The following is a 22,313-nucleotide window of genomic DNA, read 5'->3' as shown; positions in this document are numbered from 1 at the left end:
TGGAGATTCGACGCAGGGCGCCGGCAGTCAGCATGCCAAGGGACCCGGACCTGCTGCCTGAGCCGGTCTGGCCTGCCAGGCACCGCGGCCAACATCCGCAGCGGCTGCTGAGGGCCGCCGATTCGCTGGCCGGCGCGGCGGCCGAGGTCGTGGCCTTGGCAGTGCCGGTTGAGTGCGTCTGCTGCGGCAAGGAGGACCGGGCTATCTGCCCGGGCTGCGAGCGGCAGGTCCGGCTGCTGACGCGGCACCCGTTCCGGGCCGAGCCTGCGGCACATGCCCTGATGGACGTGGACGGGTCAATCATTCTGCCCGTGGTGGCAGCGGGCATCTACCGAGAAGAGTTGGCTCAGTCGGTCCTTGCGTTCAAACGGCATGGACAGCGGCCGCTCACGGCTGTTCTGGCGAAGGCCCTTGGCCGGGCGATCCTCGCCGCGGCTGCCGGAGCCGGGGACATCTGGCTCGTGCCCGTGCCCAGCAGCCATGGCGCCTACCGCAAACGAGGGTTCAGCCCGGTCCACCTGATGCTGAACTTCCTCATCCGCAGCAACGCCCTCCACGGCATGAGCTGCCACGATGTGTTGCGGAAGGTGAGGACGCCCGGAGTAGCCTCAGCCGTTCCCGGCGGTCAGAAAGGCTTGGGAAGAGGGGACAGGTCCCGGCGCGTCCGTGGTTCCATGCGCGCTGTCAGGAAGGGGCGTGCGGGCGGATTGCGGGGCCGCCCGTGCATCATTGTCGACGACGTCCTCACCACGGGTTCGACGCTCGCTGAAGCCGCCCGGGCAGTGCATCAGGCAGGGGGAGTGGTCCGCGGGGCGGTGGTCCTGGCTGCCGCCCGTGCGCCTGATGCTGCACCCCCGCTGGCCCGGTCCGAAGCGGACTGCCGGTACCGGAGACATACAAAAAAATAAACAGCGAAAGGATGAATAACTCGTTGCTATGAACTAACGTCGGGTATGGGTACCAAGATCAGTTGTACCTTTCGATAGCGGCTCGGAAAGGGGCTCGACTGTCATTCAGATCGTCCCCACGAAGCGCCGCCGTCGTGTCACCGAAGTCATTTGGAGGGCACCATGGAGTTCATGATCAGCGGACGAAATCTGACGGTCTCGGACCGATTCCGCGAATACGCCGGCGAGAAGATCTCGAAGATCGAGTCGCTCGGGGACAAGGTCCAGAGGGTGGACGCGAAGGTTTCCAAGGAAACGAACGCGCGCCAGACCGGTGACCAGCTCACAGTCGAAGTGACAGTCCTGGGCCGAGGCCCCGTAATCCGTGCCGAAGCAAGCGCCGCAGACAAGTTCGCCGCGTTCGATCTCGCCTACAACAAGCTGCTTGAGCGGCTCCGCAGGGCCAAGGACCGCAAGAAGGTCCATCACGGTCGGCATACGCCCAAAGCAGTACGCGAGGCCACGGCAACATTGGAGCCTGCCAGCTCTAACGAACCTATTTACGTCGAAGCGAGCCACCGTGACGAGCCTGCTCAGGAGCCGGTTGAGAAGTCTCCGTACGACGTCGACAACGACATTCCCGCCGGCGACTCGCCGGTCTTGATCCGCCGCAAGGTGTTCCCTGCCGCTTCCCTCACGCTGGATGATGCCGTGGACAGCATGGAACTTATCGGGCACGACTTTTACCTCTTCGTGGACAAGGCCACGAATGCGCCGTCTGTGGTCTACCGGCGCCGGGGCTGGACCTACGGTGTCATCACACTCGACCATTACTGCGAGCCCGGCGAGAACACCGCCGAGGAGAAGATCCACGCCTACCGCTCCGACGATGCGGCTGCAACAGCCTAGGATGGTGCCCTAACAAACGAAAGGGCTGACATGGGTGCAACGCTGAGCCTTTCACAGGCCCGGCGGATTGCCCTGGCAGCCCAGGGACTGGACAAAGGACGGCCCGCCGCGCCCGTGACTTCACGGACGGTGGGCCGTACCTTTGCCCGGATCCAGCTGGTCCAGATCGACTCCGTCAATGTCCTGGCCAGAAGCCATTTCCTTCCCTTCTTCTCGAGGCTTGGCAATTACGACCGCACCATCCTTCAGCAGATGGCGGGCAAGCATCCGCGCCGGATGATGGAATATTGGGCCCACGAAGCGAGCTTCATCAGGCCTGAACAATTCCAGGACCTTGTGGTGTGGCAGAACCGCACTTGGGTTGGCGCTTCCGCAATGGATCCAGGCCTGAAATCCGGCGTCACCCGACTGGTGCTGGATGCCCTCGCTGGCGGAAAGCCGATGACTGCCTCCGAGCTCACAGCGGCCATCGGCCACGTGGAGGACCGTAAACACGTCAACTGGGGCTGGAACTGGAATGCCGTCAAGCGCGTCCTGGAGCACCTGTTTGAAGAGGGTGTCGTCTCTTCGGCTGCGCGCACGGAGCAGTTCGAGCGCAAGTATGCGCTGACCCGCGACGTGTTGCCGGCCACGGCCGCGCAAGCGGCACCGGACCCCGCTGCAGCCATGGACAGGCTTATCGACGCGGCCGCACAGGCGCACGGGATAGGGACCGTACGGTGTTTCGCCGACTACTTCAGGACACCGATCAAAGCCGCGGCTGTATCGGTTCAGCATCTCGAGGAGAGCGGACGGCTTGAAGCGGTGACGGTGCAGGGCTGGGACCGGAAGCTGTACCGCCATGTTGACGCCCGGTTACCGCGCGCTGCAACCGGCCGGGCTTTGCTCAGCCCTTTCGACTCACTGGTTTTCGAACGCCGGAGGCTGGAAGAGCTTTTCGGGTTCCACTACCGGATCGAGATCTACACCCCTGAACCAAAGCGCCGGTTCGGTTACTACGTTCTCCCTTTCCTGCTCCGGGACCGCCTCGTGGCCAGGGTGGACCTCAAAGCAGACCGGGCCGGCGGCAAACTGCTGGTCCGGGCGTGCTTTGGCGAGCCGGACGCACCGGAGGACACCGCCGTCGAACTTGCCGCCGAGCTTCGGCTGATGGCCGAGTGGCTGGGGCTGGAGGACGTGGTGGTGTCTCCGGCCGGAGACCTCGCCGGAAGTGTCTCGGCCGCCGTCCAGGAAACAGGAGAGCAGTATCCGCTCTCAGGGAACAGGGGCAACGTGCTCTGCGTCTCTCCCGTAGACTAAACACGCCAGAATTCGGCAGCATGAGACTGGGAGCAACTTCACGTGGCATCACTAATCGAAAAACTTCTCCGCACGGGTGACAAAAAAACCCTGAAGCAACTGCGGAACTATGCCGATTCCATTAACGCCCTTGAAGACTCATTCAAAACCTTCACCGACGCCGAACTGCGTGAAGAAACGGACCGGCTCCGGGCCCGCCACCAGGATGGCGAAAAGCTGGATGATCTCCTCCCAGAGGCTTTCGCCGCCGTGCGCGAGGCGTCTTCCCGCACCCTTGGCATGCGGCACTTCGACGTGCAGCTCATGGGTGGTGCCGCACTTCACCTGGGCAACATCGCCGAAATGAAGACCGGTGAAGGCAAGACCCTCGTGGCCACAGCTCCTGCCTACCTCAACGCCCTGGCCGGCAACGGCGTGCACGTCATCACGGTCAACGACTACCTGGCCGAATACCAGTCCGAGCTCATGGGCCGCGTCTACCGCTTCCTCGGCCTCACCAGCGGCTGCATTCTTTCCAATCAGGACCCGTCCGTCCGCCGCGAGCAGTACGCCGCGGACATCACCTATGGCACCAACAACGAGTTCGGCTTCGATTACCTGCGCGACAACATGGCATGGGATAAGTCGGAGCTCGTCCAGCGCGGACACCACTTCGCGATCGTCGATGAGGTCGACTCCATTCTTATCGACGAGGCCCGGACCCCGCTCATCATCTCCGGTCCCGCCCAGGGCGACACCAACCGGTGGTACAGCGAATTCGCCAAGGTCGTACTGCGGCTGCAGCCGGAGAAGGACTACGAGGTCGACGAAAAGAAGCGCACCGTCGGCGTCCTGGAAGGCGGGATTGAAAAGGTCGAGGACTACCTGGGCATCCAGAACCTCTACGAGTCCGCCAACACTCCGCTGATCGGCTTCCTGAACAACGCCATCAAGGCCAAGGAACTGTTCAAGCGGGACAAGGACTACGTCATCCTTGACGGCGAGGTTCTCATTGTCGACGAGCACACCGGCCGCATCCTGGCCGGCCGCCGCTACAACGAGGGCATGCACCAGGCCATCGAAGCCAAAGAAGGCGTCGAGATCAAGGCCGAGAACCAGACGCTCGCCACCGTGACCCTGCAGAACTACTTCCGCATGTACGGCAAACTGTCCGGCATGACCGGCACGGCGGAAACTGAAGCCGCCGAATTCATGAGCACGTACAAGCTCGGAGTGGTTGCCATCCCCACCAACCGGGACATGCAGCGCCTCGACCGCTCGGATCTCGTATACAAGAACGAAACCGTCAAGTTCGATGCAGTGGTCAGGGATATCGCCGAACGCCATGAAAAGGGCCAGCCTGTCCTGGTTGGTACCACCAGCGTCGAGAAGAGCGAGTACCTCTCACGGCTGCTCGCCAAGGAGGGCATCCGGCACGAGGTCCTTAACGCCAAGAACCATGCCCGGGAAGCGGCCATAGTAGCCCAGGCCGGCCGCAAGGCCGCCGTGACGGTGGCCACCAACATGGCTGGCCGTGGAACGGACATCATGCTGGGCGGCAACGCCGAGTTCACGGCCATCGCCGAACTCGCCAAGCAGGGGCTGGATCCGGAAGAGAACTCGGAAGAGTACGAGGCCGCGTGGCCGCAGGCCCAGGAGGCCGCCAAGCAGGCGGTCAAGGAAGAGCACGAGGAAGTACTGAATCTCGGCGGGCTCTACGTTTTGGGCACCGAACGGCACGAGTCACGCCGGATCGATAACCAGCTCCGCGGTCGCTCGGGCCGTCAGGGCGACCCCGGCGAGTCCCGTTTCTACCTCTCGTTGACTGACGACCTCATGCGCCTGTTCAATTCCGGAGCAGCGGAACGCCTGATGAACAGCTCTGTCCCCGATGATGTGGCCCTTGAATCCAAGCTTGTTTCCCGCGCCATTGCCTCGGCCCAGGGTCAGGTGGAGGGCCGGAACGCTGAGCAGCGCAAGAACGTACTGAAGTACGACGACGTCCTCAACCGGCAGCGCGAAGCCATTTACGGCGACCGTCGCCGGATCCTTGAGGGTGACGACCTGCACGAAAAAGTGCAGTTCTTCCTTGAGGACACCATCAACGCCCTCATCGACGGAGCCACCGCTGAGGGCAACGGCGACGACTGGGACTTCGACCAGCTTTGGACGAACCTCAAGACGCTCTATCCCGTGAGCGTGACCGCGCACGATGTGATCGATGAGGCGGGCGGAAAATCGCGCATCACGGTCGAGTTCCTCCGGGAAGAGATCCTGTCCGACGCCAAGTTGGTGTACCAGGCCCGTGAGGAAACCATTGGCTCCGAGAGCATGCGCGAGCTTGAGCGGCGCGTTGTTCTGTCGGTCATCGGTCGGAAATGGCAGGAACATCTATATGAGATGGACTACCTCAAGGAAGGCATCGGCCTGCGTGCCATGGCCCAGCGTGATCCGCTGGTCGAATACCAGCGCGAGGGCTTCACGATGTTCCAGGCCATGATGGAAGCCATCCGGGAGGAGAGCGTCGGTTTCCTCTTCAACCTTGAGGTCGAAGTTACGCCTGCGGAAGACGTAGTGGTTGCCGATGCCGCCGGTGCGCACACGGAACACCACGAGCCGCAGATCCACGCCGCCGGGCTGGAAGCGCCTGAAAAGCCGGCACAACTGCAGTACACGGCGCCCGCGGAAGGCGGCGGGACCCAGACCCGGATCGAGGGTCGCGCGACGGGACGCTCGGGAAACCCTGCCAAGGCAGCCTCGCAGGACCGCCGTGACGGCAAGAAGAAGCGCTAAGAGCCGCACAGTCTGAATGACAGCGAGGGACCGGAGCAAATGTTCCGGTCCCTCGCTGTTTGCGCTTCCTCATCCGATTTCCAGGGCCGTCACCCGCCAGACTTGTTTGCTGCGTTCGAGCCGGACAGCGACTGCGCGGGTCCGAAGTTCGTCGATGACCACCGCACTTGCTTCATAGATGTCCGGAGTTACCTCGCAGGCGCGCACAGACCGGACCGTCGGGTTCCGATGGAGGCGTCCCAGCTTGCGGGGAGTCCGGGAAGCTTCCCGCCTGGTAAGGCAAGCCCGGTGCTGCAGCGCCACTAGGCACCGTTGGTCTAGCCGCCGCGCCAACTGGTTTATGGGCCTGGTTCCGGCAAGCACTTCTATGGCTGCCTGGACTGTGGATCTGGTAATGGCACAAATCTCCCGCAACTCGTCGGACGCATTGATGCCTATGGACGGGATTGCCGGGTGCGCTATGGTGCCCGCGCTCCGGACTGAGGTTACGGCCGTCATGATTCGGTCCTTTGGTTGAAGTGGAACTGCGGGCACGGCGTATTGCGGTGACGAAGGTGCGCAGAGGCGATAGTGCGAAGGGGCGCGGGTGCGAAGGTGCGATAGTGCGAAGGGGCGCGGGTGCGAAGGCGCGCAGGGGCTGCCGGAATCAGGGAGCCCTGAGGACTTGGCCAGGCAGGAGCACATCAGGGTTGTTGCCTATGGCTGCCCTGTTTGCGTCAAACCAGCGGGGCCACTCCAGGGCGATTTCGACGTCGGACGCCTCCGGCCCCAACGCCCTTGCGGCGATGGTCCAGAGCGAATCACCGGCCCTGACCGCTACCTTATGGTGCGCCGCGTCGGGAAGTTCGAGGGCCGCTCGGACCGGCGCGGAGGTCACCAGCCGGGGAGCTGCAACGGGCGGGCGCGGCTGCCACTGCGGCTGAACGTCCGATGTGGAGGGCACCGACTGCCCGGCGTCCGGCACCGACTGCCCGGCGTCCGGAACCGACTGCCCGGTGCCGACGGCGTCAGGCCTAGAAGGCGCGGCGGACTGGCGGATCAAGGCCGGGATCGGGCCGGTGAGGGACTGGCCGTCAGTCGGCGCCCACGCGGCCGAGACCGCCGCGGCGCTAGTGGAAGACAGGCTGGCGTCAGGCGGGGCAGCGTGAGCAAGGGGCGCACCAATGAGCTGTACTCCCACGGCAGCGAGTGCCAGCCGCCGCATGAAGGCGGGACTGAAACGGCCACTCAGCGCGGCGGCACGATTTCGGCCCGTCCGTTCAAGCAATGCTGCCGCAAACGCCGCCACGAGCGACGCTACCCACCAGACCGCGATGATGAACCCGGCAGCTATCGCCACCAGGCCGAGAAGATCCTCGAAGACCATCGACTGCCGCCGCGATGCGGATCGCTGCCAGCGGTCGAGGAGGCCGGCGCCGGACAACACCAGGAAACAGCCGAGTCCCAGGACAAGGAGCGCCATGGCTGCATCGCACCGGACTGTCCTGGGATTAGATGGCTGCATGGCTTTGCCCTTCGTTTAATGCTGTTTGATGTTGTTTGATCAATATTGATGCGATTGGTCTCCGTTTGCAATAGTTGGCTGATACTTGTCTTCAGAAGGCGGTTGCATTGACCCGCCTCTCCGGTCCGCCTACGCTGGCGCCATGCGATGGAATGCTCTATTTGAGGACTTGGAGGCGCAGATAGCCGAGGCCGAGGTCTTGGGACGCGAGTCCGAAATATCGGAGCGATCCAGGGCGGACACGGCTTCCATCGGGTTGGCCGACCGGCTCCGCGGATCACTGGGCCGGTACGTCGGCGTTCATCTTGGCTCCGGATCGGCGTTCACCGGGACGCTAAGCCACGCGGGTGCGGAAAGCCTGGTGCTCGACGAAGCGGCGCACCAGGTATTGATTCCCTACGCCGCTGTGTCCCGCTACGTGGGGATGGGCCGGATGGCCGTGGGCGAACCGTCGGCAGTGCGGCGGAAGGTGGGCCTGGCAAATGCGCTGCGGAGCCTTGCCCGTGACAGGGCGGGGCTGACGGTACTGATGGCCAGCGGCGCGGCGGGGGAGGTGCGGATCCCCGGAGTCATTGACCGCGTGGGGCAGGACTTTTTTGATCTCGCGATCACGGCGCCGGGCGAAGCGCGCCGGGCGTCCAACGTCATGGACGTGGCTACGATTCCGTTCGGCTCGTTGGGTGCCTTGCGGTCGATGCGGCCTGGAGAACTCTAGCGATTCCGGTGTGGCGCGGGATCAGACTGACTTGGACTTCGCCTCTTCGATCATCCGGCTGGCCTCCGCGTAGCGCTCTTCTATGTACTGCTCGAGCATCTTCTCTTCGACGCGCCACTGACCGCGGCCGCCCACCTGGATGGCCTTCAGTTCCCCGCTGCGGACAAGCGCGTAGGCTGCGGGCGAGTTGATCTGGAGCTGCTCGGCTACATCTGCAAGCGTGAGGAAACGGGGCATAGGTCAATTCTGCCACCCGTGATGCCGAATGATGCCGTTATCCACAGTTTGATGATGTTTGCGCCTATGACTTTCCGTTTGGGCATGCATGCCGTAACAATGATCATGACCGGCGCACCGAAGGCGCCCTACGCGTCAAGGGGGAGCAGTACGCATGAGTGCCAGCGCCACGGCCACCGGGGCCCGTCTGAAGAAGCCTTCATGGAAGGATCCCCGGCTTTTGGTTGGGGTGCTGCTGGTCCTTGCCTCGGTGGTTGGTGTCATATCGCTCGTCGGCAGTGCAGACAAGACCACCGAAGTGTTTGCCGCCCGTGAGGCGATTGCGGTGGGAGAGAGGCTCACGCCGGAAAACGTCAGCCGGGTCAAAGTGCGGCTGGGGGAGGTGGAGCCGCACTACATCACGGCGGAGACCGGCATGCCCGACGGCCTGGTGGCGGTCCAGCGGATCGGTAAGGACCAGCTGTTGCCGAGGGAAAGTCTGGGCAGCGTGGACGCCCTCGGCAGGAAGCCGGTCGCCATCACCGTTCAGGAGGCGCTGCCGGAGCAGGCTGTTGCAGGGACCCGCGTTGACGTATGGGTTTCTCTGCCCGATGCCCGGAACGGCTTTGCGCAGCCGAAGCTGCTGCTGCCGGGTGCGGAAATCGCCCACGTAGCACCGGGATCGACAGCCCTAGGTTCCTCCAAATCCACTGTTCTGATGGTCCTTGTCGGAGACAACCAGATGCCGTCCCTTCTCGGCGCGCAGGCGAACGAGGCCAAGATCTCCGTGGTGTGGAATCCTGCCGGCGGTGCCAAATGAGCATCCCCGTTGTCACGGTGGGACAGGCCCAGGAGGACCTGGTTGGCGGCCTGGAGAGGCTCCACGGGCCAGTCACCGTGGTGCGGAGGTGCACGGAGCTGACAGAACTGCTCGCTGCCTGCCAAAGCGGGCTCGCCCGGGCAGCCGTCGTGGCCGGGGGGAGCGAGGAACTGACAGCCTCCCTCGTCGACAGGCTCGGCGCGGTGGGAGTCGCGATCATCGCCCTGACCGACAATGTGGAGGAGGCGGCGCGGCTGCGCGGCATCGGTGTGTCCGCAGCCATTTCCACCGTCGAATCCGCAGCATTGGCCGAACGCATCTCCGAAGCGGTGGCACAGTTCTCCGGACACGGGATCACCGCCCCGGTTCCGGGCGAGCGGGGCTTCGCCGAGACGGGTGCCGCCTTGAGGGCGGATGCCACCGACGTCGACGACGCCCCGGCGCCGGCCGGAACCGGAAAGATCATCGCCGTGTGGGGGCCGGCCGGTTCTCCCGGGCGCACCCTGGTGGCCGTGAACATTGCCGGTGAACTTGCTGCAGAGGGAAAGTCCGTCCTGCTCGTCGACGCCGACAGCTACGCTGCAAGCATTGGCGCAGTCCTCGGACTGCTGGACGAAGCGGCCGGCCTGGCGCAGGCATGCAGGCTGGCCGACCAGGGCCTCCTGGACCGTGAAGCGCTGCTTCGCGTTGCCATGCCGGTTGCCATTAAGTCGGGGACCTTCCGCGTTCTGACCGGCATAACACGGGCAGACCGCTGGACCGAGCTCCGGGCGGCTGCAATGGCACTTGTACTGGAACGGGCCAGGGAAGTGGCCGATGTTGTCGTTGTGGACACGGGCTTTTGTCTCGAGGCCGACGAGGAGCTGAGCTTCGACACTATGGCGCCCCGTCGGAATGCCGCTACGCTCAGGAGCCTGGAAATGGCCGACACTGTCTTCGCCGTCGGGTCTGCGGATTCTGTGGGCGTCCCTCGGCTTGTGCGGGGACTCGCCGAGCTGGACACTGCGGTGCCCGGCGCGAACCCGGAGGTGGTGATGAACAAAGTCCGGGCCGCCGCCGTGGGCCGCTCACCCGAACGGCAGCTGCGGGAGGCGTGGGAGCGCTACGGGCCGGCAATCGGCATCAAGGCGTTCCTTCCCGCGGACCCAGGGGCCAGTGACGCCGCCCTGATTTCCGGGTCGTTACTCCTGGAGGCGGCTCCGGAATCTCGGCTGCGGTCCGCCATTGCCGCTCTCGTTTGTGCACCTGTCCAGCGAAATAGCCGATCCTCTGTGTTCCCTTCCACAGCAAAGCGCAGGCTAAGGGGCTAGGCTCACGATTAGGGCTGCAACGGTGCGGCCGCGAACTTGTGATGGAGGCGTTTGTCGATGTCGTCTGGGTCCAGCGTGGAGGATCAGTCCCGTTCAATCGGAGCCGAAGAGGGCTTCTTTGGGGACTACTATGAGCACCTCGCGGAGGAGGATGCCCGTTCGTACCCTCGTGAGATTTTGAGCTCACGTGCAGAGACGCACCGCCGGGTCGCGGCGACCCGTCAGCCCGGCACTGCCAACATCTCGATTGTTGAAGAAGCCGACTGCAGCGTGGTGTACATCGTCACCGACGACATGCCCTTCCTCGTGGATTCGGTCAACGCAGAGCTGGTCCGGCAGAACTCTGCCATTCACCTCGTGCTCCACCCCATGTTCGTGGTCACGCGCAACCGTCAGACCAATGAGCTGGTCAAAGTGGACAGGGTTCCGTCCAATATTGGTATTTCCAGCGGTGACACCGCTGCATTGCCCAGTCTGTCCCGCCTGATTGCCCAGGGCGACAATGCTTCGCACATGGAATCCTGGATCGCAGTGGAGATTGGCCGCACCAGCGCGGAAGCCAGGGGGCGCCTGACCGGAGGACTGGAACGGGTGCTTGGCGATGTCCGCGCCGCCGTCGAAGACTGGCCGAAGATGCGGAACAAGGCCCGGCAGATAGCCGAGAGGCTCGACAAGATTGCCCATCCGGCCCAGATTGCAGAGCTGCGGCAGGCCCAGGATCTGCTTCGGTGGCTGGACCAGGGGAACTTCACCTTCCTCGGCTACCGCGAGTACGATCTCGTCAACGATGCCGGCGAGGATGTCCTGGAACTCCGGGAGGACAGCGGGCTGGGGTTGCTCCGTGCCCGCCGCGAAACTCCCCACATCCAGCACCTCACGGATGCGGGCCGGCGGAAAGCGCGCGAAAAAAGAGCTTTGGTGATCACCAAGGCCAACTCGCGCTCGACGGTGCACCGGCCGGCCTACCTCGACTACATCGGCGTCAAGAGCTTTGATGCCGCAGGAAACGTCAACGGCGAACAGCGTTTCATCGGGCTTTTCGCCACGAGTGCCTACACCGGTTCAGTGCGGAACATTCCGATCGTCCGGGAAAAAGTCGAAGCTGTCCTCCGCAGCGCCGGCTTCCCGCCTGATTCGCACTCAGGTAAGGACTTGGTGGGAATCCTCGAGACGTACCCACGCGACGAACTCTTCCAGATTGAAATCCCGGACCTCGCGGCGACGGCGACCGGCATCCAACGCCTGCAGGAACGCCGCCGCACCCGCCTGTTCCTGCGGCCCGACATCTACGGACGATTCATGTCCGCCGTCGTCTACCTGCCGCGCGACCGGTACACCACGAACGTCCGCCTCCGGATCGAGAGGGAACTTCGCGAGACCTTCCACGCCGAATCCATCGACTACGAAGCACGGATGACGGAGTCGGCGCTTGCCCGCCTCTTCTTCAGGATCCGGTTGCCAAAGGGCGCAGACGTCGGGCACGTCAACGCCGAGGACCTTGAGAAGCGGCTCGTCCGGGCGGCGCGGTCCTGGGGCGAAGGCATCAGTGAAGTCCTGCGCGACAGGAGCGCCAACGCCGGCACCAAAGAACTCGCCGACATCTGGGCGGAAGCGTTCCCGGCAACCTACCGGGTGGACTACGAGGTTGAAGACGCCCTGGAGGACATCGAAAGGTTTGAAAAGTACGGGGCCGCAGCCGAGCGACGTGCCGGAGCGAAGCAGGAGCGCCCAGGCGTCCACGTCTATCTTCCGGAAGGCGCCGGGGCAACGCTCGAAGAGGATGCCCGCGTCAAGCTCTACATGCTCGAACCCAAAAGCCTGAGCCAGATCCTTCCCTATTTCCACAACCTGGGGCTTGAGGTGCTGGATGAGCGGCCCTTCGAGATCGAAACCTCAGACAGCCGGGATTTCTTTCTGTATGACCTCGGACTGAAGTACCCGGCGGGGGTGGAGCCGCTGTCAACGGGCCAGCTGCTGGCGGACTCCTTCGGTGCGGCGGTTTCCGGCGCCGTCGAATCGGACAGCTTCGACCGCCTCGTGCTTCGTGAAGGCATGAGCTGGCGTCAGATTGTTGTGCTGCGGGCATATGCGAAGTACATGCGGCAAATGGGCAACACCAATTCTTTCGAGTTCATGGCAGACACGCTGCTGGCCAATCCGGAAGTCACGAAGGGGCTCAGCGCGCTGTTTGAGGCGCGCTTCGACCCAGCTCTGACGGAACTGGAGCGCTCCGAACGGCAGGAAAAGGTCCGTGCCGAGCTGGCCGCATCCATCGAAAGTGTCGCGACCCTCGACGCGGACCGCGTTCTCCGGACCTTCACCAACCTGATCGAGTCAACGCTGCGCACCAACTTCTACCAGGACAAGCCCTACCTGAGCTTCAAGCTGAACCCCTCAGGCATTGAAGGCCTGCCCTACCCGCGGCCCAGGTTCGAGATCTGGGTCTACTCGCCGCGGGTCGAGGGCGTCCACCTGCGCTTCGGCAAAGTGGCGCGCGGCGGTCTCCGCTGGTCCGACCGGCGGGAGGACTTCCGCACGGAGATCCTGGGGTTGGTCAAGGCCCAGACCGTCAAGAACGCGGTGATCGTTCCGACGGGCGCCAAGGGAGGCTTTTTCGCCAAACGGTTGCCTGATCCGGCGGCGGACAGGGCAGCCTGGATGGCCGAAGGCATCGAAAGCTACAAGACGTTCATCCGCGGCTTGCTCGACCTCACCGACAACCTCGTTACGGGCACCGAGGGTGAACAGCTCGTTCCGCCGGGGAATGTTGTCAGGCACGACGACGACGACTCGTACCTTGTGGTGGCGGCGGACAAGGGCACGGCAACCTTCTCGGACATCGCGAACGGGCTTGCGGCTGAATACGGATTCTGGCTGGGTGACGCCTTCGCCTCCGGCGGGTCGGTGGGCTACGACCACAAGGCCATGGGCATTACGGCCAGGGGAGCGTGGGAGTCAGTCAAGCGCCACTTCAGTGAGTTTGACCTGGATACGCAGTCCGAGCCGTTCACCGTCGTCGGAGTGGGCGACATGTCAGGTGATGTTTTCGGAAACGGGATGCTGCTGTCCAAGCACATCCGGCTGCTGGCCGCCTTCGACCACCGGCACATCTTCCTGGATCCCAACCCGGACGAGACCAGCTCCTATGCTGAACGCCAGCGTCTGTTCGAGCTGCCGCGCTCGTCGTGGGACGACTACGACAAGGGACTCATCAGCGAAGGCGGCGGGGTTTACCCGCGCCAGGCCAAATCGATTCCTGTCTCCGCGCAGGTCCGCGCCGCACTGGGCCTGCCCGAGAGCACCACCCAGCTGAGCCCGCCTGAACTGCTGCGGGCCATCCTGCTGGCGCCGGCCGACCTGCTGTACAACGGGGGCATCGGCACGTATGTGAAAGCGAGCACCGAGAGCCACGCCATGGTCGGAGACAAGGCTAACGATGCCATCCGCGTCGATGGGCGCGACCTTCGCGTGAAGGTGGTGGGCGAAGGCGGAAACCTGGGCATGACGCAGCGTGGCCGCATCGAGGCGGCCCTGCAGGGCGTCATCCTCAACACGGACGCCATCGACAACTCGGCAGGCGTCGACTGCTCGGACCACGAGGTCAACATCAAGATCTTCGTGGACCGGATGGTCGCGGCAGGAAAACTTGAGCCGGACGAACGTGCCGAGTTCCTTGCCTCCATGACCGATGAAGTGGGGCGTCTTGTCCTCGAAGACAACATCGACCAGAACATCCTGCTGCTCAACGACCGTCAGCGTGTGGCCGAATGGAGTCCAAGCTACGAACGGCTGATGGACTGGCTGGAAAAGTCGGCGGATCTGAACAGGGACCTTGAGGCGCTGCCGTCCACTGCGGTCCTTCGCGAACGGCTCGAGCAGGGGCAGGGGCTGACATCCCCGGAGCTGTCGGTGCTCGCCGCCTATGCCAAGATCGAGCTCGCAACTGCTCTTCGTGACAGTGATCTCGCTGACGATCCGTGGTTCAGGCAGACGCTGCGCGGATACTTCCCCGAGCAGCTGCGGGAGCGGTTCGACGCCGAACTGGACACGCATCCGCTGCGCCGGGAAATCATCGCAACGGTCGTCGCCAACGACATGATCAACATGGGCGGCATCACTTTCGCCTTCCGGACCATGGAGGAAACGTCAGCGAGCGAAGTGGCCGTGGCCAAGGCGTTCGTTGCGCTCCGTGAGGTGTATGAGCTGGACGTCATCGTGTCCGAACTCAATGACCTTCCGGCGTCATTCCCCACCGAACACTGGAGCACGGTCCACCTCGACATCCGGCGGCTTCTGGACCGGGCCGTGCGCTGGGTGCTCGGGCAGGGAACCACGTCCCGCCCCATTGCCGACATCGTCGCCGAGTTCAAGCCGCTCATCGATCCGATGCGTGCGCGTGTCTTGGACTACCTGCGAGGGGACGACCGCGAGCGGGTGGCCGCGTGGCTTGAAAAGGCGCGGTCGTGGGGTCTGCCAGAAGATCTTGCCCACCGCTGGGCCGAGCTTTTCGAGAGCTTCGTCCTGCTGGACATTGCCAAGATCGCACACGCCCGCCAGGAGCCGGTGGAGGAAATCGCGCACGTGTACTACACGGTGTTTAACCGCTTCCATGCCGACTCCCTGCTCGAACGGATCAGTTCGCTGCCGAGGAGGGACCGGTGGCAGGCTCTGGCCCGGGCTGCGCTGCGTGATGACCTCTACTCGACCGTTTCGGACATGACGACGGCGGTGCTTGAGTCGACTGCCTCAGGGTCACCGGCCGGAGATCGCCTCAAGGGCTGGGAGCAGCTGAATGCCGAACAGCTGGGCCGCGCGAAGAGCATGTTCGACGAGGTCAATGCCCTTGAAGCGGACGATATGGCCTCGCTGTCGGTAGCATTGAGGCTCTTGAGGTCAATCGTCCGACGCTAGGGCGTTGCCCGGTGTCGAAAACTGGAGGTGCAGTGGCAATCTTTACGGACCCCATCAGGGAACACGCTGATTTCGGGCCGGGGGATGCCGAATGGCTGCACCTCCTGGTGGGTGACTGGCAGATGGTCGCCGACCTCGCTTTTGCCGACCTCGCCCTCTGGTTTCCGCATCCGGATTACGGTTACGTGGCGCTTGCCCACGTGCGGCCCTCCACGACGCACACGGTATTCCATGCCGACTTCGTCGGGGAGGGCATCCGGTCCGATCTTCAGCCCCTAGTGGACAAGGCGTGGGCCAGCCGCACGATCGAGCGCTCCAGTGAAACGAACTGGAGCAGTGACATGGCGCTGCGGGTGGAGGCCGTGCCGATGGTCAGAAACGGCCGGACGCTGGCCGTGGTCACGTCACACATGGATCTTTCGAGTTCGCGGATGCCGTCCCGGCTTGAACTGACCTACCGACAGTGTGCCTACGACCTGCTGCGCATGGGCACCTTGGGCCTGTGGCCCGATTTTGCCTCGCCCACGGGTTCGCGCCGGGGGGCCCCGCGGGTGGGCGACGGGCTCATCCGGCTCGATGCCGAGGGGATCGTGCAATACGCGAGCCCGAACGGTGTCTCCGCGTTCCGAAGGTTGGGCGACGGCGAGTCACTGGAAGGACGCTCCCTCGCGGAAGTCACCGCCGGCCTGCTGAAGGACCGACGCCTGGTGGACGAAACACTCCCGCTGGTTGTCACCGGACGCATGCCGTGGCGCAGCGAGATCGAATCCAGGGGAGTCAGCCTGTCCCTGCGGGCGATCCCTCTCCGCGATGAGCAGCAGCGGTTCGGGGCACTCGTGCTGTGCCGCGATGTGTCCGAGCTGCGGCGCAGGGAAATGGAGCTTGTTACCAAGGACGCCACCATCCGGGAAATCCACCACCGGGTCAAGAACAACCTTCAGACCGTCGCGGCCCTGCTGAGGATGCAGTCCCGCCGGATGGTGAGCGACGAGGCGAAGCAAGGGCTGGAACAGGCCATGCGGCGAGTCGCAACCATTGCCCTGGTCCATGAGACTCTCTCCCAGGGACTCACGCAGAGCGTCGACTTCGACGAGCTCATTGGGCGCCAGTTCCGGCTCTCGGCCGAGGTGGCATCACCGTCCCAGCAGGTGCGGACGCAGAAATCAGGGCTGTTCGGGGAGCTTCCAAGCGACTTTGCCACCCCGCTGGCGCTCGTGATCAATGAACTGGTGACGAACGCCGTCGAGCACGGCCTGGAAGGGCGGACCGGAACTGTCTGGCTGCTGGCTGACAGATCCGAAGGCGATGACGGGGCTGAGCTGCTTACGGTGACCGTTGCGGACGACGGGGTAGGTCTGCCGGACACCCCGCACGTCGAGGGCCTCGGACTGCAGATCGTCCGGACCCTGGTGACGAGCGAGCTGGCCGGCACCATCCATTGGAAGCCCCGGGACGGCGGCGGTACCGCCGTGCAGATCGTGCTGAGTCTCGCAGGCCGCTGATGCCGCCGGGCATCGAACGCCCGGGCATCAAAGCAAAATTATGAAAAGGCGACGGCCGCGGACCCTCGGTCCGCGGCCGTCGCCGAATCTGTTGAACTGTCCGTCAGGAGGCGCGGCGTGCGCGGGCAGCCCGGCGCTTCAGCGCCCGGCGCTCGTCCTCGCTCATGCCGCCCCAGACGCCGGCATCCTGGCCGGACTCCAGTGCCCACTGCAGGCAGGTGTCGACGACGGGGCACCTGCGGCAGACGCTCTTTGCTTCCTCAATCTGAAGGAGCGCGGGGCCGGTGTTTCCCACCGGGAAGAAAAGCTCCGGGTCCTTGTCGAGGCACGCTGCGCGGTTACGCCAATCCATGCTGATCAGTCACTCCATTCCTGGTAAGTCATTTGCCACTTGTGAAAATATTCACTAGGGCCTACAAAGGAAAGGGGCCCAGCGGGCCCCCTTGGTCATCTGGATCAAGCGTTTCATGTTAACGCTGTGTAAACAAGGGGTAGTGGTCCACGAAATCCCCCTGAAACGTGAGCGATGCATCACACCGGGCAACAGCCCCCACCGTCTGTCCGACTATGTCCGGTATGGTGCCAGTGTGTCAAGACCCCCAGCCAGCCCGTCCAGCCCCGACTCTGAGCCCAGCGATGACGGGTTTCCCCGGCGCCCCGACAGGCCTGAGCACTCCACTAGCGGCACTGCGCGCCCGCGCTCCATGGCCGTCATTTCAGGGATTGTCGCAGCCGAGGCCACCGCCCTGCTGGCGGCTGCCGCGTGGTACGGAGTCCAACTCCTGACCGGAGCCCCTGTCCTGTCCTTCTGGGGTGCCGTCTTCACACTTGCGTTGCTGCTGGCGTTCGCTTCCTGGCTGTACGCCGTTGCGGTGTTCCTGTTCCGGGGCTTCCGCTGGCCGCGGGCAGGTGCCCTGGTGGCACAGCTGTTCGTGCTCACCATTGGATTCCCCACCCTGACGGGTGGCTACCCGCTGGCGGGTGCGGCCATGCTGATCCCCGCCGCTGCGGCCATCGTGCTGCTCTTCGACAAACGGGTCATACGCTTCGCGTCCCGGGCCGCCGGTTCGCCTCCCGCGCTCTGATGCCTTTGCGCGTCAGCCGGGCTCGGGATTATCGGCGTTCGGCGTCGGCCGGGCTCGTGCCAGTAGATCCTGCGTCTGCGTTTTGAGGGCGCCCGGCTGGCTGCAAGCGAGCTGAACGGGCATTGCCCTGCCGTCCGCAAGAAGGACTGCCCGGCCCGGGGGCGGATTGGGTTCCAGCTCGAACCTAATGCCAAAGAGGTCTCCGTCCATCGGGCTCCGCGGCGCGATGAGGATCCCGCTCCCATGATTGCGTGCGGCCATGGCGAGGGGGACTCGCTGCATCAGGGCCTGCCCAAAGCCCGCGGACAGAACGACGGCCCAGCCGAGGGTGTTCAGTTCGAGAAGCTGCTGGTTCGTGGAGACGGACAGCAGATCCGCGTCGTCGACGAGCAGGACCGCATCCCTGGCCAGACGTCCTTGGACCGCTTCCCGGTGGATTTGTGCCCAGAAGTCTGCTGCGCTGGGGTCCGGGTCCGGGTCCGGGTGCAGGTCCGGGTGCAGCCAGCCCGCCGCCGATGGGTTCAGGGCGGGAAGAGCACCCAGCAACGAGGTCTTGCCAGTCCCCACGCCGCCCACAACGGCGAGGACGCCGCCGGCGGGCAGGCGGACCGCGACGGGGGTCAGCTCATCGCCGCCCACACCTATGTACAGCCGTCGGTTTCGGTGGCCACGTTCATCCGCCGCGTCCGCCGGATGGAGAGTGTCCGGAGCAGGCACGGCTTGTGTTCGACCGATCAGCATGAGGAGATTCGCCAGCGGAACCTGAGTAGGCAAGGGTTCCACTCTGAAAGGAATGCTGCGTAACGGAGCCTGGGCCGCTCCGGCGATGCTGCCCTGGCCATCGCCGGCATGGAACTGGCACACCGCAGGGTGGCTGCCGGACAAGGACCCGAAGGCCACGGCGCGGCCGGCGACCGCCGGAACTTCGGACATTTTGGGCCACGCGAACCGGCTCTCTTCGCTGGTACCCCTAGGAAAGTACACGCGGTTGGGAACGGCGGAGATGAAACGCGAGGTAACCAGTTCACGGTCTCCCGAAATGAGGACGGTGATGGCGGCGCGGTGTCCGTCGCGCACAATGTCCTGGACCAGCTCTTCGGCCCACATCAGCGGACCGGCGCGCATGGCGGAAACCCAGGAACCCCACCCTGAAATCGCGAGGACCAGGGGAGTGGCCTGCGCCGCTGCCGCCCCGCTAAGCCGGCGGGACATCTCACTGCCCAGCCGTTCCAGCACTCGGACTCCACGGCGCAGTTCGTGGAGGCCGACGACGGCCCCGGCCCGGCTCGAGGAAACCAGGCCGGACAGGGAGCCGTCGGCGTCCAGGACGTAGAGGTGGGATTCTGCCGGCTGCGTCGCCAGCTGCCCCAGAGCCAGCGTCATCGCGTCGGTCGCATCGCCTGACGTGCCGCCGATCAAAGCGAGGTGGCCGTCGTTTGCAGGGCGCCACCAGAGCGTGGCGACCCTCTGTTCGTGGGGCAGGTCAAGCCAGCCGAGCTCCACGCAGCAGCCATCATCTTGCCTACCGGAGGAAGCCGGCGGCGCGGATGAGGCCGAACGGACGTCTGCCGGGGAAGGGCCGAATGCAGTGTCACTTCCCGTTCGGGGGCGGCGCGGGAAGGTGGGTGCATCCGGCAGTGGTGGAGCGACCGGGCTGCGGACGGTGCCGCCCGCCGCTGTCCACAGCGACGCTGTCAACTCGATCAGGGGCCTGACGGCGGCTGCCGGCGTGAGCGGCGCGGGGCCGCGACGGTCAGCGGTACGGGATGCCGTCCTCCCGAGTTCATCGCTGGTGCGGCGCACAATGACCCTGCCCTGCCGAAGGCCCGGGGATGGGGAAAGGGAGAGCGCTGCCCCCTGGAACTCTTCCGGGGCCTGTGTTCCCCGAGCAAGGTAGGCCCGGCCTGGTGCTTCTACGGAAATCGTGGCAGCAGCGCTGATTCCTATGACGTCAGCCGACTCGTGGGCGGACTGGACACGGAGGGCAATGCTGGTGGTGACGTTGGCGCGGATGTCAGCGTTGAGCGCACCCTGCGGACGCTGGGTAGCCATAATCAGATGGACGCCCAAGGACCGGCCGATGGTGGCGATCCGCATCAGTTCGTTCAGGCTCTCCGGCGCGTCTTCCACCAGCATCCTGAACTCATCGATGATAAGGACCAGCTGAGGGAGAGGAGGTAGGCCAGGTGTTCCGGACAGTCGATAAGCGCGGAGGTCCGGTGCCTGGACTCTCGCGAGGAGTTGCTCCCGGTAGCGGACTTCCGCGCGCAGCGACGCCATGGTGCGGTCAAGTTCGCTCCTCGTAAGGTCCGTAAGCATGCCCACGCAGTGGGGGAGTGCGGTCATGGGGCCCAGTCCTGACCCGCCCTTGAAGTCGAAAAAGAGGAGGTTGACGCGGTCCGGCGGATAGCTGAGGGCCAGTGCCACAGTGAGGCTCCGCAGCAGCTCTGACTTGCCGGAGCCGGTGGTGCCTGCCACGAGCACATGCGGACCGTCAGCCTCAAGATCCAGCAGCCGGGGACCGCCGGCGCCAAGTCCGATGGGGATGGCAAGGCCCGGCGCGAGTCTTCCTCTGGCCCAGCGCCGCGCTGTGGCGTCGGTTGACGGGTCAAGGAGGTCACTAAGCGGACATGCCGCCGGAACTGAGGGACGGGCAGCCGGGGCGCCGCCCCTGCCTTTTACGAACTGCCTGCAGTATCGGTCGAAGACGTCAGGGGGCACCAGATCGGCGACGAAGGGTTGGATTGCGCCACGGGACCGAAACCAGGCCTGGCGTTCACCCAGTTCAATGTCGGTGGCTGAAGGTCCGCCTCCGGAACCCGTGAACCTGATGACGCGCCAGCCGCGACGCCGTGCGGTCTCAGCTACCCTGTCCTGGCACTTTGTCCCAGTGACCAACAGGATTCCTGCAGCTCCTCCGTCGAGGCGGGAACCGGCAAGGACCACCTCGATCTCGCCGGCGGCCGCATGCAACGTGACGGCCGGAAGATACCTGGCCGCCAGGGGCAGGGCTGCGACCGGCCCGCAGACCGCAATCTGAGTTCCCCGGGCCTGCGGATATCCGCTGAGCTGCATGAGAAACGAGCGCATCAAGCCGAGGACGTCCGTGTCCGATCCCCGAATCGAGACGATCGGAATCCCCGGATCCAGCACGAGTGGAACACGTCCAAGCGGCGGCGGCCGGAACTCCGGATCGTCGGGCTCCAGGCGGACGTTTGCTACCTGTTCGGCCAGCCCGAGCCGGAGCCAGACGCCGGCGGCGTCCGGAATCTCATCGTGTTTTCCCGAACCTGAGGCGTCCAAAGCCAGATGGGCAGCCGACGGAGCTGACCGCCGTCGTCGTTCCTTGTCCGTTGCCGACGCTGCTGCAACGGCCGACCGCATTTCGCGCCGGTGCCTCCGGCCCGTGATCAAGGGGACCAGAAGTGTCACTGCCGAGACTGCTGTGAACGCCAGAAACATCCACATACCGGTCAACAGAGCGAGTCCGACCCCGGCAAGAAGGGGGAGCCCGGCGCTGAGAAACAATGTGGTCCGGTTTTCCTGCCGCGCCGGCCGCGGCACCGTCAAAGGCTCTGCCACCGACAGCCCAGCGGCGCTGAATCCGGAGCTCCGGGAGCCAGAACTGCTGGCCACCACAACGGACATGGTGGAATTTCCGCAGCGGATGAGCGAACCGGTCGAGATGACGGCATTCCTGACGCGTGTGCCGTCCACTTCAGTCCCGTTCGCGCTGTCGAGATCCTCAATCGTCAGGGCCGTGTCCGAGACATCGATCCGTGCGTGTTCCCGGGACAGGTCCGCATCCGGGATGGTCAGCTCCGTGTCGGTCCGCCCAATCCGGTAGCTTCCCCGTCGCAGTGGAAGCACCGTTCCGGCGCCCGGGCCGCTGTGAACGGCCAACAGCAGGACTGCTGGGACCTCCTCGGGTGTCCGCCTCCGTGGTCTTCTGGCCTCAATGGCCCCGTCGACCAGGACCGCGCCATTGACAAGGGGAACCTGTCCAACGGTCAGGGCCGTGAGCGGCAGGCCGTCCACCGTCAGCATCCGGGTCGCAAACCCGAGGGAAAGTTCATGGTCCAGTTCGGATCCCGGGCATCCGTCCCCGGCCGAAACCGTCAGTTCCACGGGTGCGTCGGCCAGCCCGGATCCGGGTCCGCGGACCAGAGTGCAGTGCAGGGTCACCGGCCGGCTCTCCGTTCTTGAGGGCAACTTGGGACCACGCTAATGCGGCTGCCGCAGGAACCGCCCTGATGAATGTGCGTATGTGGATAACCAGCCACGCCTGGCCGGGCGACCGCCTGAACCCCTGTGGCGGTCCTTAGCCGAGTCGGCGTTCCGTCAGGTCAGCGGATAGTGTTAAGGCAAAACCGGGGGGTCGCC

15 protein-coding genes are annotated in these 22,313 nt (G+C 64.7%); 10 read left to right on the top strand and 5 right to left on the bottom strand.

From position 1 onward, the window contains the following. The first annotated feature begins 32 nt into the window (after positions 1-32). The 4 genes from LQ144_RS02735 (at position 33) to secA (ending at position 5,867) form a co-directional block, all read left to right on the top strand. Positions 33-908 carry a phosphoribosyltransferase family protein gene (locus LQ144_RS02735; RefSeq protein WP_230117011.1) on the top strand — a complete coding sequence of 292 codons (876 nt, stop codon included), beginning with the start codon at positions 33-35 and terminating at the stop codon, positions 906-908. Between the two features lie 162 nt (positions 909-1,070). Further along, positions 1,071-1,796 carry a ribosome-associated translation inhibitor RaiA gene (gene raiA, locus LQ144_RS02730; RefSeq protein WP_230117010.1) on the top strand — a complete coding sequence of 242 codons (726 nt, stop codon included), beginning with the start codon at positions 1,071-1,073 and terminating at the stop codon, positions 1,794-1,796. A gap of 30 nt (positions 1,797-1,826) precedes the next feature. Then, positions 1,827-3,095, top strand: a complete 1,269-nt coding sequence (locus LQ144_RS02725) for a crosslink repair DNA glycosylase YcaQ family protein (RefSeq protein WP_230117009.1) — start codon at positions 1,827-1,829, stop codon at positions 3,093-3,095. A 42-nt stretch (positions 3,096-3,137) separates the two neighbouring features. Next, complete coding sequence (gene secA / locus LQ144_RS02720) at positions 3,138-5,867, top strand: preprotein translocase subunit SecA (RefSeq protein ID WP_230117008.1); 2,730 nt, start codon at positions 3,138-3,140, stop codon at positions 5,865-5,867. 69 nt (positions 5,868-5,936) lie between these two features. On the opposite strand, the gene LQ144_RS02715 is transcribed toward secA, so the two are convergent. Then, positions 5,937-6,365 carry an Rv3235 family protein gene (locus tag LQ144_RS02715; RefSeq protein ID WP_230117007.1) on the bottom strand — a complete coding sequence of 143 codons (429 nt, stop codon included), beginning with the start codon at positions 6,363-6,365 and terminating at the stop codon, positions 5,937-5,939. A gap of 148 nt (positions 6,366-6,513) precedes the next feature. Further along, positions 6,514-7,371, bottom strand: a complete 858-nt coding sequence (locus LQ144_RS02710) for a hypothetical protein (protein WP_230117006.1) — start codon at positions 7,369-7,371, stop codon at positions 6,514-6,516. Between the two features lie 142 nt (positions 7,372-7,513). On the opposite strand from LQ144_RS02710, the gene LQ144_RS02705 reads away from it, so the two are divergent. Then, positions 7,514-8,086, top strand: coding sequence for a hypothetical protein (locus LQ144_RS02705; RefSeq protein WP_230117005.1), 573 nt, complete (start codon positions 7,514-7,516; stop codon positions 8,084-8,086). Between the two features lie 21 nt (positions 8,087-8,107). Here the strand turns inward: LQ144_RS02705 and LQ144_RS02700 are convergent, their stop codons facing one another. Further along, positions 8,108-8,323: a helix-turn-helix domain-containing protein gene (locus LQ144_RS02700; RefSeq protein ID WP_230117004.1), complete on the bottom strand. Its 216-nt coding sequence runs from the start codon at positions 8,321-8,323 to the stop codon at positions 8,108-8,110. A gap of 154 nt (positions 8,324-8,477) precedes the next feature. Here LQ144_RS02700 and LQ144_RS02695 point away from each other — a divergent pair, with 154 nt between their 5' ends. From LQ144_RS02695 to LQ144_RS02680, 4 genes are read left to right on the top strand one after another with little or no spacing between them, the layout of a single operon-like run. Beyond that, positions 8,478-9,122 (top strand): hypothetical protein, encoded by a 645-nt coding sequence (locus LQ144_RS02695; RefSeq protein ID WP_230117003.1) that lies wholly within the window; start codon positions 8,478-8,480, stop codon positions 9,120-9,122. Then, the gene (locus LQ144_RS02690) at positions 9,119-10,432 is read left to right on the top strand and encodes a chromosome partitioning protein (protein ID WP_230117002.1); all 1,314 of its coding nucleotides are present in this window, start codon (positions 9,119-9,121) and stop codon (positions 10,430-10,432) included. The genes LQ144_RS02695 and LQ144_RS02690 overlap by 4 nt, the downstream gene beginning before the upstream one ends. Before the next feature lie 57 nt (positions 10,433-10,489). Beyond that, positions 10,490-15,343 carry an NAD-glutamate dehydrogenase gene (locus LQ144_RS02685; protein WP_230117001.1) on the top strand — a complete coding sequence of 1,618 codons (4,854 nt, stop codon included), beginning with the start codon at positions 10,490-10,492 and terminating at the stop codon, positions 15,341-15,343. A 32-nt stretch (positions 15,344-15,375) separates the two neighbouring features. Then, positions 15,376-16,845, top strand: coding sequence for a PAS domain-containing sensor histidine kinase (locus LQ144_RS02680; RefSeq protein WP_230117000.1), 1,470 nt, complete (start codon positions 15,376-15,378; stop codon positions 16,843-16,845). Between the two features lie 103 nt (positions 16,846-16,948). Here the strand turns inward: LQ144_RS02680 and LQ144_RS02675 are convergent, their stop codons facing one another. Beyond that, entirely contained in the window at positions 16,949-17,197 is a 249-nt protein-coding gene (locus LQ144_RS02675) for a WhiB family transcriptional regulator (RefSeq protein ID WP_003804966.1), read from the bottom strand. A 235-nt stretch (positions 17,198-17,432) separates the two neighbouring features. On the opposite strand from LQ144_RS02675, the gene LQ144_RS02670 reads away from it, so the two are divergent. After that, entirely contained in the window at positions 17,433-17,930 is a 498-nt protein-coding gene (locus LQ144_RS02670) for a hypothetical protein (RefSeq protein ID WP_230116999.1), read from the top strand. 12 nt (positions 17,931-17,942) lie between these two features. On the opposite strand, the gene LQ144_RS02665 is transcribed toward LQ144_RS02670, so the two are convergent. Then, positions 17,943-22,115, bottom strand: coding sequence for an FtsK/SpoIIIE domain-containing protein (locus LQ144_RS02665; protein ID WP_230116998.1), 4,173 nt, complete (start codon positions 22,113-22,115; stop codon positions 17,943-17,945). Between the last annotated feature and the right edge of the window lie 198 nt (positions 22,116-22,313).

It is taken from the genome of Arthrobacter sp. Bi83 (assembly GCF_918698095.1).
GTDB lineage: Bacteria > Actinomycetota > Actinomycetes > Actinomycetales > Micrococcaceae > Arthrobacter.
Note: the sequence above shows the minus strand (reverse complement) of the source record. Positions and strands in the feature narration are given on the sequence as shown.

Coding starts and splice junctions, on each gene's coding strand:
- LQ144_RS02735 (WP_230117011.1), top strand. CDS start 33: ATGCCAAGGGACCCGGACCTGCTGCCTGAGCCGGTCTGGCCTGCCAGG.
- raiA (WP_230117010.1), top strand. CDS start 1,071: ATGGAGTTCATGATCAGCGGACGAAATCTGACGGTCTCGGACCGATTC.
- LQ144_RS02725 (WP_230117009.1), top strand. CDS start 1,827: ATGGGTGCAACGCTGAGCCTTTCACAGGCCCGGCGGATTGCCCTGGCA.
- LQ144_RS02715 (WP_230117007.1), bottom strand. CDS start 6,365: ATGACGGCCGTAACCTCAGTCCGGAGCGCGGGCACCATAGCGCACCCG.
- LQ144_RS02710 (WP_230117006.1), bottom strand. CDS start 7,371: ATGCAGCCATCTAATCCCAGGACAGTCCGGTGCGATGCAGCCATGGCG.
- LQ144_RS02705 (WP_230117005.1), top strand. CDS start 7,514: ATGCGATGGAATGCTCTATTTGAGGACTTGGAGGCGCAGATAGCCGAG.
- LQ144_RS02700 (WP_230117004.1), bottom strand. CDS start 8,323: ATGCCCCGTTTCCTCACGCTTGCAGATGTAGCCGAGCAGCTCCAGATC.
- LQ144_RS02695 (WP_230117003.1), top strand. CDS start 8,478: ATGAGTGCCAGCGCCACGGCCACCGGGGCCCGTCTGAAGAAGCCTTCA.
- LQ144_RS02690 (WP_230117002.1), top strand. CDS start 9,119: ATGAGCATCCCCGTTGTCACGGTGGGACAGGCCCAGGAGGACCTGGTT.
- LQ144_RS02685 (WP_230117001.1), top strand. CDS start 10,490: ATGTCGTCTGGGTCCAGCGTGGAGGATCAGTCCCGTTCAATCGGAGCC.
- LQ144_RS02675 (WP_003804966.1), bottom strand. CDS start 17,197: ATGGATTGGCGTAACCGCGCAGCGTGCCTCGACAAGGACCCGGAGCTT.